Annotated in this window: 15 protein-coding genes; 4 read left to right on the plus strand and 11 right to left on the minus strand. The window is 58.6% G+C overall.

What is annotated here, in order from left to right:
- Positions 1–13: 13 nt before the first annotated feature.
- Together P4G45_RS05675 and P4G45_RS05680 are read left to right on the plus strand one after the other, a co-directional pair.
- Positions 14–319 carry a FliM/FliN family flagellar motor switch protein gene (locus tag P4G45_RS05675; RefSeq protein WP_348268706.1) on the plus strand — a complete coding sequence of 102 codons (306 nt, stop codon included), beginning with the start codon at positions 14–16 and terminating at the stop codon, positions 317–319.
- Positions 307–1,278: a hypothetical protein gene (locus P4G45_RS05680; protein WP_348268707.1), complete on the plus strand. Its 972-nt coding sequence runs from the start codon at positions 307–309 to the stop codon at positions 1,276–1,278. The genes P4G45_RS05675 and P4G45_RS05680 overlap by 13 nt, the downstream gene beginning before the upstream one ends.
- 69 nt (positions 1,279–1,347) lie before the next feature.
- On the opposite strand, the gene P4G45_RS05685 is transcribed toward P4G45_RS05680, so the two are convergent.
- The 8 genes from P4G45_RS05685 to P4G45_RS05720 form a co-directional block, all read right to left on the minus strand.
- Positions 1,348–1,779, minus strand: a complete 432-nt coding sequence (locus tag P4G45_RS05685) for a peptidoglycan-binding protein (RefSeq protein ID WP_348268708.1) — start codon at positions 1,777–1,779, stop codon at positions 1,348–1,350.
- A 231-nt stretch (positions 1,780–2,010) separates the two neighbouring features.
- Positions 2,011–3,675 carry a trypsin-like peptidase domain-containing protein gene (locus P4G45_RS05690; RefSeq protein ID WP_348268709.1) on the minus strand — a complete coding sequence of 555 codons (1,665 nt, stop codon included), beginning with the start codon at positions 3,673–3,675 and terminating at the stop codon, positions 2,011–2,013.
- Between the two features lie 619 nt (positions 3,676–4,294).
- A complete protein-coding gene (gene sdhB / locus P4G45_RS05695; protein WP_348268710.1) occupies positions 4,295–5,056 on the minus strand; it encodes a succinate dehydrogenase iron-sulfur subunit in 762 nt (253 codons plus the stop codon).
- Between the two features lie 323 nt (positions 5,057–5,379).
- The gene (gene sdhA, locus P4G45_RS05700) at positions 5,380–7,155 is read right to left on the minus strand and encodes a succinate dehydrogenase flavoprotein subunit (protein ID WP_348268711.1); all 1,776 of its coding nucleotides are present in this window, start codon (positions 7,153–7,155) and stop codon (positions 5,380–5,382) included.
- A gap of 81 nt (positions 7,156–7,236) precedes the next feature.
- On the minus strand, positions 7,237–8,055 hold the full coding sequence (locus P4G45_RS05705) for a succinate dehydrogenase (protein ID WP_348268712.1): 819 nt from the start codon (positions 8,053–8,055) through the stop codon (positions 7,237–7,239).
- 132 nt (positions 8,056–8,187) lie between these two features.
- Positions 8,188–8,805 carry a non-canonical purine NTP pyrophosphatase gene (locus P4G45_RS05710; protein WP_348268713.1) on the minus strand — a complete coding sequence of 206 codons (618 nt, stop codon included), beginning with the start codon at positions 8,803–8,805 and terminating at the stop codon, positions 8,188–8,190.
- A gap of 18 nt (positions 8,806–8,823) precedes the next feature.
- Entirely contained in the window at positions 8,824–10,170 is a 1,347-nt protein-coding gene (locus P4G45_RS05715) for a hypothetical protein (RefSeq protein ID WP_348268714.1), read from the minus strand.
- A 77-nt stretch (positions 10,171–10,247) separates the two neighbouring features.
- Positions 10,248–10,577, minus strand: a complete 330-nt coding sequence (locus P4G45_RS05720; protein ID WP_348268715.1) for a hypothetical protein — start codon at positions 10,575–10,577, stop codon at positions 10,248–10,250.
- A gap of 78 nt (positions 10,578–10,655) precedes the next feature.
- Here P4G45_RS05720 and P4G45_RS05725 point away from each other — a divergent pair, with 78 nt between their 5' ends.
- A complete protein-coding gene (locus P4G45_RS05725) occupies positions 10,656–11,087 on the plus strand; it encodes a secondary thiamine-phosphate synthase enzyme YjbQ (protein WP_348268716.1) in 432 nt (143 codons plus the stop codon).
- Here the strand turns inward: P4G45_RS05725 and P4G45_RS05730 are convergent.
- The 3 genes from P4G45_RS05730 to P4G45_RS05740 are packed head-to-tail and all read right to left on the minus strand — an operon-like array spanning position 11,053 to position 12,884.
- The gene (locus P4G45_RS05730) at positions 11,053–11,808 is read right to left on the minus strand and encodes a flagellar motor protein MotB (RefSeq protein WP_348268717.1); all 756 of its coding nucleotides are present in this window, start codon (positions 11,806–11,808) and stop codon (positions 11,053–11,055) included. The genes P4G45_RS05725 and P4G45_RS05730 overlap by 35 nt on opposite strands.
- Positions 11,805–12,584 (minus strand): flagellar motor protein, encoded by a 780-nt coding sequence (locus P4G45_RS05735; protein WP_348268718.1) that lies wholly within the window; start codon positions 12,582–12,584, stop codon positions 11,805–11,807. Before P4G45_RS05735 ends, P4G45_RS05730 begins: the two co-directional genes overlap by 4 nt.
- A gap of 21 nt (positions 12,585–12,605) precedes the next feature.
- A complete protein-coding gene (locus tag P4G45_RS05740; RefSeq protein WP_348268719.1) occupies positions 12,606–12,884 on the minus strand; it encodes a flagellar FlbD family protein in 279 nt (92 codons plus the stop codon).
- A 251-nt stretch (positions 12,885–13,135) separates the two neighbouring features.
- Here P4G45_RS05740 and P4G45_RS05745 point away from each other — a divergent pair, with 251 nt between their 5' ends.
- Positions 13,136–14,644, plus strand: a complete 1,509-nt coding sequence (locus P4G45_RS05745) for a flagellin (protein ID WP_348268720.1) — start codon at positions 13,136–13,138, stop codon at positions 14,642–14,644.
- Positions 14,645–14,684: the final 40 nt, after the last annotated feature.

Below are 14,684 nucleotides of genomic sequence, written 5' to 3' on the forward strand. Positions count from 1 at the left end.
CGAGGACGTCGATATGGATCAGGCGATGAGTGCAGGTGAAACAGCACGAGCAGAGGCGATAAGCCTCTTATGCGATATTGAGCTCGATGCGTCGTTGCAATTTGGTTCGCGGGAGATGCCTCTGCAAGAGGTGCTGGAACTGGGGCCCGGAGATGTAATTGAACTTGACCGGCATGTGTCCGAACCGGTGGATCTTGTGATCGGAGACCGGATCGTGGCTCGTGGCGAAGTGGTGATTGTGAGCGGCAACTTCGCTCTTCGGATTACGGAAGTAGCAACGCCGCAACTGCGGCTGGAGAGCATACGATGCCTTTTCTAAACAGGACGAGTCATAGTCAGGCAGGCGAAGCCCTGTTGTGGGAAGGCGATGCGTACCTGCCAAATAGTTCGCCTGAGCGTGGACTAAACGAAGTTGGATTGCCTGCGTTGCTGGCGCAACGACGTTTGTGCGGACACGTCGATTGCTCGAATGGCTGGACGATGCCCTGGCGAAGCCGTCGGCGGCCAATCTTTGAGGACCAGTGGGGTTGCAGTGGACGCTGCGTGCTGGCGATGGTTCGCGAGGCGCTTCGCCGGGAAGCCGGAGATGGAATCACGAGGGCAGCAACAACACCTCACCGCCATAGAGTTCCGCTGGGACTGCTGATGCTGGCGCAGGGTTGGATCACGCATCCTCAGCTACAGCGAGCGCTTGAGGCACAGCGTCGGAACGGCACCGGAAAGATCGGTGAGTGGCTGATTGCTGAGTGCGGGCTTGAGGCCGAGCAGGTTACTCGCGGTTTAAGTATGCAATGGAACTGTCCCGTGCTGAGCGCGGAGGGATTTTTGCCTGAAACAATGGCGCTCGTGATGCCCGGATTTTTTGTTGAAAGATTTGGGTTGATGCCGCTGCGGATTGCAGGAAGCCGTATTCTCTACCTCGCCTTTGAAGATGGCCTTGACGCTTCGGCTTCGCTGGCCGTCGAGCAGATGGCTGGACTTAAGGTTGAGAGTGGAGTCCTGAACGAAGTTCATCTACGGGCTGCGCGCCGCAGAGTGTTGCAGTGCGATTCGGTTGAAACGAAGCTCGAAGCGGCTTCCGATGCGGACACGCTTGCGGGACGGATAACCGCGATTCTCGAGCAGAAGCAGCCTGTCGCATCCCGCCTGGTGCGGTTGCACCAATACTATTGGCTGAGACTGTGGCTCGAGGAGGGAACAACCGGGAAGTTGGGCAGGCTTCCCATCAGTCGCGAGGACATGTGTGACTATGTCTTTTCTGTCGGCCCGCAAAGCTGATGCTGTGCCAAACGTTGAGCAGTAAAAAGAGGGCCAAGTGGCCCTCTTTTTACTGCGGCGAAGGACAATCTATTGCGAGATTGTGGATGCCGAAGCGGATTCCGTCGTACCCAGCGTGGATGCTGCCGTTGCTCGATCCGCATCATGATCCGGACCGAGGCCCAGTTTGATGATGGCACGGGAGTCTGGGACCAACTTGGTCTGCCAGCCATTATCGGCCTGATACTTCTCCATCGCAGCTGAGGTGTTAGCGTCCCAGTGGCCGGAGGGGTCGGAGAGGTAGCCCGATTTGACGAGCGCGGCTTGAATCTGGGTGGCGCGACTGTCATCAATGGAGCGTTGCCCAATCGACCTTGCAGCTATCTTGGAGTGCTTCTGGCCGCGGGCATGGAACAGGCTGTGATGCGATGTGGGGCCGCGGCGAGCGTGAACTACCGCCATCGCGGGCATTGCCGTAGCTATAACGAGTCCAGTGCACAGGACGAGTTGAGCAAACCTCATTAAATAGACCTCAAACTTCAGTATGGAATAGATGATGCTCTGCTTCTATTCACCCTTTAACCAGACTACCGCTAGAGTAACTCTTGCACAATAGGAATGATATTCCCCATTTGCGGCACTTTTGGCAGTCAGGATGGATGAAAACTCCAAGGTTGCTCCTTTTGGGAAGAATTATCTCAATAGGAAAAGGGGTGCCGAGGAACGGCACCCCCTCTCTTGTACCAAGTAGTTCTACGGAAGTGTGCCGCCGATGTAAGAGTTTCCGCTGTTCTTCTGCATGGGGAAGTGAACAACGAAGACCACATCGTCTTTGGATTTGAGGGTTGAGACGATGGCCCTGTAGCTGGCCTCGTCAGTAACCGGCTTTTTGTTGATCGCGGTGATGATCAAACCTTTGCCCAGGTTGATCTCATCGGCGAAGGAGCCGGGACGAACGCTCGTGATAATGACACCTTTGCTGATGCCGGTTTTGGATGCGATGTCCGGAGGAATCGCCGAGACGGTGATTCCAAGCGTGGCCTGTCCAGCATCGGACTGCTTCGGCCCGGCATTATTGTCCTCTCCGCCGAGGATATCGGCGTAGGTCTTGGCGCGGTCTCCAATGACTACGTTGGCAACGTCCTGCTTCCCGTTGCGGATGTAACCGAGCTTCACGGTCGATCCAACGTGACGCGCAGAGATGTCATTGACCAGATCGTCGCCGCCTTTGATGTTGCGTCCATCGATCGAAACGATGATGTCGCCTGGCTGTATGCCAGCCTTGGCGGCGCCTCCGCTGGGAGTGACCGTGCTGACGATGACACCATTGGAGAACCCATACATGCGGTTGACCGCAGAGTTGACCGCAGGCTGGAAGCTGACGCCGATGGAGCCGCGTACGACCTTATGCTCCGGCCCGATGAGCATGTTGTAGATATTCGCAATGGTGTTGGACGGCATGGCGAAACCGACACCCTGCGAGCCCATGGATTGGGTATAGATTGCGGTATTCATGCCGACGACCTGGCCAGCCATATCGACCAGCGGGCCACCGGAGTTGCCGGGGTTGATGGCAGCATCTGTTTGGATGAAGCGCTGGAACTGGCTCTGCGAGATGCCGTTGGGGCCGGGTTCATCGATGGAACGGTCCTTCGCAGAGATGATGCCGGCGGTGACGGTTTTGGAGAGTGCAAATGGGCTGCCGATGGCAAGTACCCAGTCGCCGACCTGTGCGCCGTCCGAATTACCGAGCTTGACGGTGGGGAGCGGCTTGTCCGTATCGATCTTGATGACGGCGATATCAGTGTCTTTATCGACACCTACGACTGTGGCGCGACGGCCTTCATAGCCGGACTGGCCATCGGGGTCGGTGGACAGCTTGACGAAGATCTTATCGGCCCCATCGACTACGTGATTGTTGGTGATGATGTAGCCGCGGGGATCGACGATGAAGCCGGAACCGAGAGCGCGTCGCTCTCCGCCAGCCATGCCGTCTCCTCCATCTTCGTCACCCTGGCCGCCCTGACCGCCGAAGAACCGCTTGAAAAAGTCCTGCATGTCGCCCTGCTGGTCATCGCCATTCCCATCCTGGGAAGGAGGACCTTGCAGACCGCGACGCCCGTGCGGGTTCATAGACTGTTTCGGGATTTCTTCGGTATTAATGTTGACGACGGCTGGTCCCACTTCCTTGACGATCTGGGAGAAGCCGTTGGAGAGCGCTACCGGGGAGGGAATCACGATGGGTTTCGCGTCGGAAGTATCGACGGCGGCCTGCTCCTTGCCGCTGACATTTCGCGTGAGAACGGAACCGACGAGGATGCCGATAGAGAGTGTGGCGAGGAGGGTGAAGGTCGTCGTGAGGCGGTGGGTGCGCATGCGATCCAGCAGGCTCGGAGAAGGGTTGTTTCGTATATCCATTAGAAAGTCTGACCTCTTTTCGTGCATTCCGTTGCGCCCGTCCGGTGCGCGGGCGAAAGTCTGAGTATAGTCAATTGTTTCAGATACCCATCTGGTTAGAGGGCATCAATGTCTTCACAGTTGTTTAGACGATAGCGACAGCTAAAGGTGATTTGGTTTGCGGTCGGATACGACGGTTCTGATTTGTGCCGAAAGGTCCGTCTCATTTCGTATTTAAGGTGAGATCTTGTATGACAGAGTTAAGTGGTCGATACTTCAGGGGGTACCCCTGTACTTTATCGGCAAAGTCTTGCATCTAAAAGACTTACCGGTAAAGTATTCTTTCTAAATGAGTTAGGCCCAGCGTAACCGCTGGGCCTCTTGCATTTATCTACTTTCATTAATAGTAGCAGACTTGAGGAAACTCTTTTGCAAAGTCTATTTCTTTTGTTTTGTGTAGGTTAGGTGGCATTGGAGCTTGACAGGACTTTGAGGGGAGTTTGCCGAATCGGGCGAATGCAAAATATGGGGGGCTTTCCACTCCGCTCCGGTCGAGATGACGTGCTGTTGTATCTTGCAAAATAGCGCTTCAGGTCACTTAGGGTTGCTACGAAAGCTACGACATTAGAGGCGCTCTGCTCTATCGCGTGAAGAGGTCTTTGACCTGCTGGATGAAGACGTCGCGGCCCATGTCGGAGATGGCCTCGGTGAGAGGCAATTCCTTGGGGCAGGCCTGAACGCAGTTCTGGGCGAAGCTGCACTCCTGAATGCCGCCGTCTCCGGCGAGGGCGCGGAGGCGATCTTCTTTAAGGACGGAGCCGCTTGGGTCTATATTAAAGAGCTTTACCTGGGCGATGGTGGCAGCGCCGACGAAGTTGGTGACGTCGTTGAACTGGGGGCAGACCTCCATGCAGATGGTGCAGGAGATGCAATTGGAGAGCGGGTAGCGCTGCTCCTGAATCTGCGGGGCCTGGCGGGGGCCGGCTCCGAGATCGTAGGAGCCGTCGATGGGGACCCAGGCTTTGACGCGCTTGAGGTTCTCGAAGAGGACGCTGCGGTCGACGGCGAGGTCGCGGACTACGGGGAATTTGGAGAGGGGAGCGAGCGTGATGGGCTGGTCGTTATTGGGTCCGCGTAGCTTATCGACCAGAGCGGAGCAGGCCATGCGGGCCTTGCCGTTGATGAGCATCGCGCAGCTACCGCAGATCTCTTCGAGGCAGTTGGAGTCGTAGGTGATGGGCGTGGTCTGTTTGCCGGAGACGTCGACGGGATTGAGCGCGATTTCGCCGAGCAGTGAGGTGATGTTCATGCCGGAGCGGTAGGGGACCTCGAACTTCTCGGTGGTGGCGGGGGAGTTCGGGTTGGACTGACGCTTGATCTCGACTTTGATGCTCTGTGCCATGCAAATGCTCCCGTAAGACCGGAACTCACCCTACGCCTTCGACGCGTGGAGAGTGTGGAGGCCTTTCTTGCTATAGATTTCATTCGCCGGCAGGGGTAGATGCTTGCTGCGGCGGTGCGCTAATGGTGGCCGATCGGCGGATGGGGTCTCGATCTGAGGGCCTTCTGCCGGTTGTTGGTGCGGATGTTGTACACAAACATATACGTGAGGAAGCAAGCGAATATGAGTGCAAGGACGAGATAGACAACGTGTATGCCTGACATGTCCGGTTAGATGGTGCGAACGAGTTTTGAGGCGATACGTTGTTTGCATCTTGCTGAACCTTAGGCGGTGGCGTCGTAGCGGCGCGGCCGGGGTGGGATGTGGCTGATGTCGACGGCTTCGAACTCGAAGGCGGGGGCATCGTCTTTGAAGGCTGCTTTGGTGGTCTTGAGGAACTTTTCGTCGTTGCGCTCGGGGAAGTCGGGCTTGTAGTGGGCTCCGCGGGACTCGTCGCGGAGGCGTGCGCCCTGGACGATGACGCGGCCGAGCTGGAGCATGTTGTAGAGCTGGCGGGTGAAGGCGAAGCTGGTGTTGGCCCACTGGCTCTTGTCGGAGAGGTTGACGTTGCGGTAGCGGTCGAGGAGCTCGACGATCTTGGCGTCGGCTTCGTCGAGGCCCGCGTTGTAGCGGATGATGGTGGCGTGCTTGGTCATGGTCTCGCCAAGCTCGCGCCATAGCTTGAAGGGGTTCTCGGTGCCGGGGTTGTTGAGCAGGAGATTGTTGCTCTCCTTCTGGCGTTGGAGTTCGGCGGCGTGGCCACCGTCGCCTTCCTGTGCGGGGAGCGATTTGGCGTAGGCCAGAGCCTGCGGCCCGGCGACGAAGCCTCCGTAGATGCAGGAGAGCAGGGAGTTGGCGCCGAGGCGGTTGGCTCCGTGGATGGAGTAGTCGGCCTCGCCCGCGGCAAAAACGCCGGGGATGTTGGTCTGCTGGTTGAAGTCGACCCAGAGCCCGCCCATGGTGTAGTGCATGCCGGGGAAGATCTTCATGGGGACCTTGCGGGGGTCGTCGCCGACGAACTTCTCGTAGATTTCGAGGATGCCTTCGAGTTTGTGCTGGGCGGCGGGCGGAAGGTGGGAGACGTCGAGGTAGACCATGGGCTGGCCGTCGATGCCCATGCCGTGCTCGTAGACGACTTTGAAGATGGCTCGGGTGGCTACGTCGCGGGGGACGAGGTTGCCGTATTTCGGGTACCACTCTTCGAGGAAGTACCAGCGGTCGCCCTCGGGGATGGATTGCGCGGCTCGCTTGTCGTTCTTGTCGCGGGGCACCCAGACGCGGCCGCCTTCGCCGCGGGCCGACTCGGACATGAGACGGAGCTTGTCTTCGCCGGGGATGGCGGTGGGGTGGACCTGGATGAACTCGCCGTTGGCGTAGAAGGCTCCCTGTTGATAGAGCGCGGATTGGGCGGAGCCGGTGCACACCACGGAATTTGTCGATTTGCCGAAGATGGCTCCGTTGCCGCCGGTGCAGACGATGATGGCGTCGGCGGGGAAGGTGCGGGTCTCCATGGTGCGGAGGTCCATGGCGCAGATGCCGCGTGCGGCTCCCTTGCTGTCGAGGACGGCGGAGAGAAACTCCCAGCCTTCGTACTTGGTGACTTTGCCCTCGGCCTCGAAGCGGCGGACCTGCTCGTCGAGCGCATAGAGAAGCTGCTGGCCGGTGGTGGCTCCGGCGAAGGCGGTGCGGTGGAAGAGGGTGCCACCGAAGCGGCGGAAGTCGAGTAGACCTTCGGGCGTGCGGTTGAAGGGGACGCCCATGCGGTCGAGCAGGTCGATGATGGCGGGGCCTTGCTCGCACATCTGCTTGACGGGGGTCTGGTTGGCGAGGAAGTCGCCGCCGTAGACGGTGTCGTCGAAGTGGGCCCAGGTGCTGTCGCCTTCGCCCTTGAGGTTCTTGGCGGAGTTAATGCCGCCCTGCGCGCAGACGGAGTGCGAACGCTTGACCGGGACGATGGAGAAGAGGTCGACCTTGCCGCCAGCTTCGGCGATCTTGATGACGGCGGAGAGTCCGGCGAGGCCGCCACCTACTACGATGATTCTGGGAGTTGCTGCTGCCATTTGATTCTTACCTCAGGGGCTAAAGCCCCTTTCCGTGGATGGCGTTCGGTGGCACGGCTGAAGCCGTGCCCTTAACAAAATTTACTGTTGCAAAGACGATGGCTCCGGATTGGTTGATCCGGGTGGCGGAGTCGTTGGAGCAGGCATGGTGACTCCTGCGGGTTGGGCAGGCATAACGTCTGCCGGGGCGTTCTGGTACTTTGGCCCGACGAAGGCGTAGATGCTGACGAGGCCCATGATGCAGAGGGCTGATCCTGCCGCGGCGCAGACGTAGCCGAACTTCTTGCGGGCCTTGTCGCCGGGGGTGATGCCCCACTTGGCGGCGAAGAGCCAGACTCCAGCGGAGAAGTGCCAGCAAGTCGCGATCATCGCAATAATATAGATAGCCAGCATCCAGGGGTTGTGGAGCTCGTGCTGGACTTTGGCGAAGGCTGCGCCGGGATGCTCGGGCAGGCTGACGCCGGAGAAGCGCTGCCGCCAGACATGCTGAATGATGTAAGCCAGCGCGATCACGCCGGTGACTCGCTGCATGAGGTACAGCTTGTTGCCGACCCAGGGGTAGACATTGACGTTGGAGCGGCCGCGCAGCCAGATGAAGACGCCGTATCCGGCGTGGAAGGCGAGGGGAATGAAGATGAAGGCCCACTCGAGGATGCGGACAAGCGGAAGGCTGTTGAGGAACTTGACCTGCTGCGCGTAGGCGAGGGGGCCGTTGATGGCTTCGAAGTTGGAGATGATGTGCTCGACCAGGAAGGCGCCGATGGGGACGATTCCTGAGAGCGAGTGCAGCTTGCGCCAGAAGTAGGAATGACCCTCGCCGGCACGAAGCGGCTGCACGCCGCCTTTAATCCCGTGGGGATGAGGTGCGGCAGGGGTTGCTGGCGGTGCGGCTGCGGCCATGAGGACTCCTTGAATATCTTGAAGGGTGCACTGCTGAAGATATAGTGCAGCATGGTGATTATTCCGCTGCGGTCTTGTCAGCGTCAAGAAAAGTGGCTGGATTTGTGCGGTTATCGTTTCGTTTGTGCGAATTTATAGTGCGTGACTCGTCAGGGCAGCGAGGAGGGCTTTGAAGGCGCGTCCGCGATGGCTGAAGGAGAGCTTGGTTTGGGGGTCGAGTTCGGCCATGGTTTTGCCGCGTTCGGGTAGATAGAAGAGAGGGTCATAGCCGAAGCCTTCTGAGCCGCGTGGGGCGCGCAGGATTTGGCCTTCGACTTCGCCGCTGCCGATTGCGAGGACTTTGCCGTCGCGGGCTGCGGCAAGGACGCAATGGTATCGGGCCTGGTGGTGTTCGTGCGGGGTGGCTCGGAGTGCGGCGAGGAGGAAGAGGTTGTTGCGTTCGTCTGTCGTGGTCTGAGATGGTGCGGGGAAGTTCTCGTCTTCCGCGTAGCGGGCGGAGCGGACGCCGGGTGCGCCTTGCAGTGCGTCGACTTCGAGGCCGGAGTCGTCGGCGATGACGATTGCGCCGGGTGTGAGCAGAGAGTAGTAGATCGCTTTGGTTCGGGCGTTGCCTTCGAAGGTGGGTTCGTCTTCGGGAGGCGGGGGGATTTCTTTCAGGTTGGGCAGTGGGGTTAGTGAAATGTCTTGTGTGGCGGCAGCGGCGAAGTCTCGTAGTTTGCCGGGATTTGAGGTGGCTATGTAGAGGATCATTTTTATCTTCGAACCAGTTTAGTGGAGGCGAAAGCGGATGAAGGCGACGACTCCGCAGGGGTGATGTCCGTAAGTGGAGATGAGAGGATGGGGAGCGATGTAGGTGGTGAATTGTGCTCCGGGGGCGGCTAGCAGGTGCGGGGCTAAGTGGAAGTCGCGGTCGTAGCCGACGGTGTAAGCCTGAACGTGGCCGATGGGGGACTCTTCGAAGTTGGGTGGGAGTTGGCTGTCGGGAGAGAGAAGGAGTTCGTTGGAGCGGCCTGCGTTTTCGATGCGGGTCCAGAGATAGTTGCGGTTGGCGAACTGGAGTAGTGATTCGGCGAGGTAGCTGTTCTCTTTGCTGTTGTCGGAGAGCGAGCGAGTACGTCCCCAGAGGAGCGTGCTCGACCAGTTGCCGGAACGGGTGCCGTCGTGGCGGGTGCCGCCGAAGGGCTTGTTGTACATGATGGAGGCCGTCTGGCGCTGCTGGTCTTCGTGGGGGTAGAGGGCTTCAGGGCTGACGATATGGGCAATGGAGTATTGGCCACTCCAGTTCGGCGAGGGCGAGAACGTAATGCGCGAGGAGTAACTGTCGATGGCGTGCCCGTTGGGAGAGGGTTGGAATCCCCAGCGCTGCTCGGAGGGCTCGCCGCCGTGGAAGCCGGACTCTTCGAAGCGGAGGCCGCGCCAGGTGATGCCAGCGGTGAGGACGTTGTAGGCAATGTGCGTGGAATCTTCCTGATGGTGGCCGAGGGCGGCGATGGGATCTTCTGATGCAGAGAGGCGGTGGGGATAGGCGGTGGGGCCTATGGCTGGGTCGCCGATGGGCGCTGCATAGAAGCTAAGCAGAGTTTGCTTGCCGAGAGGGATGTCGTAGAGAGCGGTAACTTCCATGAAGAAGTTGTGAGGGTGCTGGCCGTCGATGATGGGTTTGCCGAAGGCGGTCTCACCCTGCTGGAAGAGTTCGGGATATTGGCGGCCACTGACGGTTGCGGGCTCGAGCGAGAACATTGTTCGCAGAGTGAGTTGGCCGGGGCCGAGATGCCTTGTCGCCATGGGCATGAGCCAGTTTGTGGAGAAGAGTTTGTCGGCGCCGCGGGGGCCTGATTGCTGTGTGTCGGAGAGAAAAGCGGTGCCGTGGAGCATCAGCATCCATTGGCCGTGGTGCGACATGAGCATGGGAGTTGGCGTGGAGGCAGGCTCTGCGCTGGTGCCGGAGGAGGCATGGTGGAGTTCTGCTTCGATGAGCGTGGATGGTTGGTGCATGCTGCTCATCTTCATCGGCATGGAACCCATGTTCATGCCGGGCATGTCGGGTTGCTGCGCTCGGGTGCCGGCCGGGAAGAGGAAGAGTGCAAGAAGGACTGCGGCGAGGGTGCAGGGCATAACGGATTCTTCTCCTGAAGATTGCGTGGTCGGCGTACAGCGTGAATCGCTGTGTGACGGCGAGGCTCAGGGTGGAATCAGATGCGAAGCGTGAGACGTGGGAGGAGCGGAGGCGGCCAGATGAGTTGATCGGGAGGCGACAGGATAGCGAGGGTGCTTATGCGAATGGCCGAAGTTTCAGCGACTGTGATTTGAGCAGGCTGTTCGATTGTTATGGTGGTTGCGGTAGCCGAAGGTTGATGGTGGGCGTCGCAGCATACAGGAATCTGCTGGTTGATCGGCTGATGTTTTGTGCAGTGACTGCACGATGCCTGGCGATGACTCGCTATGTCCATGCAGGATGCAGAGCTGGCGATCAGCATCAACATACAGAGGACTGCGGCGAGACTGCGTATGGCTTGCTTCATTCAGCACCGGCTCATTTGCAGTATAAATCGAGTAAGACGTGTCGAGTGTCGATACAAGATTGAAGAGCGGAGTTCACCATGTCAACGATAAAAGCGCATACCGAATATCTGTCCTTCCATACGGACGAACGCTACGAGATGGTCCACATTACACCGCAGATCGAGGAGATTGTGCGTCGCAGCGGTGTTGAGGATGGCCTTTGCTTTGTGTCTCCGATGCACATTACGGCGGCTATTTATGTGAACGACAATGAGGATGGGCTGATCGAAGATATTGGGACGTGGCTGGAGAAACTTGCTCCGGCGTGGCCGGGATATAAGCATCATCAGACCGGCGAAGATAATGCCGATGCTCATCTGAAGGCGCTGCTGCTGCATCATGAGACGACGCTGCCGGTTACCAAAGGACGGCTGGATCTGGGGACATGGCAGCGTATCTTTTATGCGGAGTTCGATGGGCAGCGGCGCAAACGCGTCATCGTGAAGCTGCTGGGCGTCGCAAAAGAATAATGTCTACGCGGCGGTTTTGGGCGCGTCCATCTTCGGTTGCGTTGCTGGCTACGGGATGAAACTCCGCATATCCGGCGGCGGAGACATTGGCCGGATCGATGGGACCGCGTTCGAGGAGAAGGCGTGCAATGGCGGTGGCGCGCGCGGTGGACAGCTCCCAGTTGGTGGCGAATTGAGTGGTGTGGATAGGCACGTTGTCGGTGTGACCTTCGATACGCAATGGGCCAGTAGGCAGAGTTTTCGCCAGACTGGAGAGCAGGGGAATGGAGGCGGCGCGGACCTCGGCTGAGCCGGAGGGAAAGAAGCCGGCCTCATGCAGAGAGATGACGAGGCCCTCTGTTGTGATGCGCATGGTCACGCTGCCTGGTGGAATGTGTCCGGCGGCTACTTGTGCGGCCAATAAACGGTTCAGGTGCTTTTCTGTCTCCTCTGCTGTTTCTACTCGTATGGAGGGGAGGGGAAGTGGCATTGCGGCTGGGGTCGAGTTGGCGGGAGCGCTGCGGCGATCGGTAAGGGGAGGGGTTTTTGAGTGGGCCTCAAAGACGCCGAGAGGCGTAAATGCCGATTGCATTGCGGTGGATAGCTCGGTCTGCTTGGATTTATTTGCCTGGCTGGATGCGAACAGGACAACAAAAAATGCGAAGAGAAGGGTGATGAAGTCGGCATAGGAGACCAGCCAGCGCTCGTGATTGACGTGCTCGTGTTTCTTCTTGCGGCTCATGCGGCGATGACCTCGGCTGGTTTTTCAGGTTTGCTGTCGAAGAGGAAGGTGCGGAGTTTCGTTTCGATCATGCGCGGGTTCATCCCCTCGAGAATGGAGATGACACCTTCGAGCATCATTTCTTTGATCATCTGCTCTTCGCGCTGGCGAATCTTCAGTTTGCCAGCGGCGGGGAGAAAGACGAGGTTTGCGAGCGCCACTCCGTATATTGTTGCGACGAACGCGACGGCGATGCCGCGACCGACTTCGTCGATGTTATTGAGGTGCTGCATGACCTGAATCAGGCCGATGACCGCGCCGATGATGCCGACGGTGGGAGAGTATCCGCCGGCGGCTTCGAAGACTTGCGGGATTTTTTCTTCCATCTCGGTTTTGTTGTCGATCTCCATCTGCATGATCTTGCGAACTTCGCTGGGTTCGGTCCCGTCGATGGCGAGCATCAATGCCTGTTTGAGAAAAGGGTCTTCTACTCCAGAGAGATCCTGGTCGAGCGAGACGATTCCACTTTTTCTTGCCTTGTTGGCAAACTTGACGATCTGCATCACGACGGCTTCACCGTCGGAACCGTGGGAGAAGAAGATAGATGTTGCCTGCTTAAGTGCGGTCAGGAAGATCTTCATGGGAAACTGAAGCATGACTGCGCCGACGGTGCCTCCTATGACGATCATCGCTGCGGTGGGCTGGGTGATCTGAGAGATGCTGCCGCCTTCGATCATCATGCCTGCCATGATGCCGACGATGGCAAGTGCGATGCCGCCGATGCTGGCGAAATCCATATAAAGTCCTCTCCCGGGGGCTTAGTCTTTCGATGATTGGCGTTCGAGGTCGCGGATGGTTTTTTGCGCGTCGTGGGCGGACTTCGCGCTGAGCGAGGCCGCAGCTTCGGGCCACGCTGCGGCGAGGACGCGGGCGCGGTAATCGAGTGTGCGCCGCGAGATCTCGATGGATGGCTCCAAGACAACGAGCTTCTCCCCGGTAATTAGAGTCAGCACGGTGTCTGGCGCGGATTCGGCGTATTTAATCAGGTCGCAGTTGACGATGAGGCGACTGCCGTTCAAGCGTGTCAGTTCAATCATGCGGAGAGGCCCTCTGTCTTGTTCTATCGGCAACGATGCCGCCATCAATAGGAGAGGCAGTCGTGTTGACCAAAAGTAATGGGACAGCGGCTAAAGTGCCTATGCGCCGGGCCGATGAGGTGTGTGAACGCGGAGTCTTCCGCAAGGTGAACCGGAGCTTCTGGCTGCTTGATGGCAGGAGGAGTTTCAGATCAACACCCGGGGACAGTCGACGCGGTAGTTCAAATCGAGCAATACAGGAGTGTTTCCTCATGTCCTTGGGTGTCTTGAACAACATCGCAGCAATCTACGCGCAGAACAATCTGAACCAGACGCAGAATAGTCTTCAGAATGTTTTGCAGCAGCTCTCCTCCGGTTCGCGCATCAACAGTGGCGCGGACGACGCGGCCGGTCTTGCCCTGGCAGACGGTCTTCACGCAAACGAAGCAGCGCTGAATCAGTCTTCGCAGAATGCCTCGTCGGGCGTTGGATTGTTGCAGACCGCCGATGGAGCGCTTTCGCAGGTGACTAACCTGTTGAACCGCGCGGTTACTCTGGCGACCGAAGCGTCCAACGGAACGCTGAACTCCAGCCAGGTCAGCTCAGCGAATCAGGAGTATCAAAACATCCTGACCGAGATCGGCAATATCGGATCGACGACAAACTTCAACGGGAACAGCGTGTTTTCCAGCACTGCGAAGACAGTATTCGTGAGCGATGGAACATCGTCCGGCGCGACCACCTTCAATGAAGTTGTTGGAAGTCTCAGCGCTGCCAGCGTGGGCACGACAGCTCCTGGCGCAGGTGTTACGTCAGCAATCACCAACCCAGTCCCAGGTGCATCGGTGGCTGCGGTCCAGTCGACCAGCACGTTGACCTTTTCGGCGGGTGGCACGGAATCCGGCACTCTCTCGTTGGGAGTGGGAACGGGATCTCAGCACGTTATTACAATCGCTGCAGCCACCTCGCAGGCTGCTCTGGCGGCTCAGATCAACGGCGATTCCACCTTTGCAGCAGAAGGGATCAGTGCATCGCTCGCGGGCAATGTATTGACATTAAAGGGGCCCGCGAACGGATCGGGCAGCCTTGTGATAGGCACGAGCAATGTCGTGGACTCGACCTCCGGTGCGATCACGCCGACTGTTCCCTCGACTGCATCAGCCGCGATTGCCTCCACTGGATCCATCACGCTGGGTGCGACCACGGACACCATTTCTGGCACACTGAGTATTGCGGTGGGAGCCGGAGCGGCGCATAGCATCGCCATCGCAGCCGGCACCACAGGTGCGGGCTTGGCTGCTCAGATCAATGGAGACAGCACTTACAACACGGCGGGTGTTACAGCGGCGTACAACTCCACCACGGGCGCTCTGACGATCTCCGGACCGGCAGCAGGAGCCAGCAACCTCAGCTTTACCGGCACCTCCCTCAGCCAGACGACAGTCCTGGGACCCGGAGCCGGAGCCGACTTCACCGGCTCTAGTGCATCTCTCACCGCAGCAAACGCGACGTCAGTTTTGACCACTGTGACCTCTGCGATCCAGAACATTGACTTCCAGCGCGGTAACATCGGCGCCAACATCAATGAGCTGAATGCGGCATCGAACGTCGCCAGTTCGGAGTCGGTGAACCTTACCTCTGCCGAAGATAGCGTCCGTTCGACCAACTACGGTCAGGCGACCAGCGACATGGCCAAGTACCAGGTGCTGAGCCAGACCGGTATCAGCGCGCTGGCGCAGGCCAACAGCGTTCAGCAGGAGATCCTCAAACTGATGCAATAGGTTCTATTGAAGGCGCGGTGGCTGCGGGGTTGTTGGCGTG

Source organism: Edaphobacter paludis (assembly GCF_039993895.1).
In the GTDB taxonomy this organism is placed as follows: Bacteria; Acidobacteriota; Terriglobia; order Terriglobales; family Acidobacteriaceae; genus Edaphobacter; species Edaphobacter paludis.

Coding starts and splice junctions, on each gene's coding strand:
- P4G45_RS05715 (WP_348268714.1), bottom strand. CDS start 10,170: ATGCCCTGCACCCTCGCCGCAGTCCTTCTTGCACTCTTCCTCTTCCCG.
- P4G45_RS05690 (WP_348268709.1), bottom strand. CDS start 3,675: ATGGATATACGAAACAACCCTTCTCCGAGCCTGCTGGATCGCATGCGC.
- sdhA (WP_348268711.1), bottom strand. CDS start 7,155: ATGGCAGCAGCAACTCCCAGAATCATCGTAGTAGGTGGCGGCCTCGCC.
- P4G45_RS05725 (WP_348268716.1), top strand. CDS start 10,656: ATGTCAACGATAAAAGCGCATACCGAATATCTGTCCTTCCATACGGAC.
- P4G45_RS05685 (WP_348268708.1), bottom strand. CDS start 1,779: ATGAGGTTTGCTCAACTCGTCCTGTGCACTGGACTCGTTATAGCTACG.
- P4G45_RS05735 (WP_348268718.1), bottom strand. CDS start 12,584: ATGGATTTCGCCAGCATCGGCGGCATCGCACTTGCCATCGTCGGCATC.
- P4G45_RS05680 (WP_348268707.1), top strand. CDS start 307: ATGCCTTTTCTAAACAGGACGAGTCATAGTCAGGCAGGCGAAGCCCTG.
- P4G45_RS05740 (WP_348268719.1), bottom strand. CDS start 12,884: ATGATTGAACTGACACGCTTGAACGGCAGTCGCCTCATCGTCAACTGC.
- P4G45_RS05705 (WP_348268712.1), bottom strand. CDS start 8,055: ATGGCCGCAGCCGCACCGCCAGCAACCCCTGCCGCACCTCATCCCCAC.
- P4G45_RS05710 (WP_348268713.1), bottom strand. CDS start 8,805: ATGATCCTCTACATAGCCACCTCAAATCCCGGCAAACTACGAGACTTC.
- P4G45_RS05720 (WP_348268715.1), bottom strand. CDS start 10,577: ATGAAGCAAGCCATACGCAGTCTCGCCGCAGTCCTCTGTATGTTGATG.
- sdhB (WP_348268710.1), bottom strand. CDS start 5,056: ATGGCACAGAGCATCAAAGTCGAGATCAAGCGTCAGTCCAACCCGAAC.
- P4G45_RS05730 (WP_348268717.1), bottom strand. CDS start 11,808: ATGAGCCGCAAGAAGAAACACGAGCACGTCAATCACGAGCGCTGGCTG.
- P4G45_RS05675 (WP_348268706.1), top strand. CDS start 14: ATGGATCAGGCGATGAGTGCAGGTGAAACAGCACGAGCAGAGGCGATA.
- P4G45_RS05745 (WP_348268720.1), top strand. CDS start 13,136: ATGTCCTTGGGTGTCTTGAACAACATCGCAGCAATCTACGCGCAGAAC.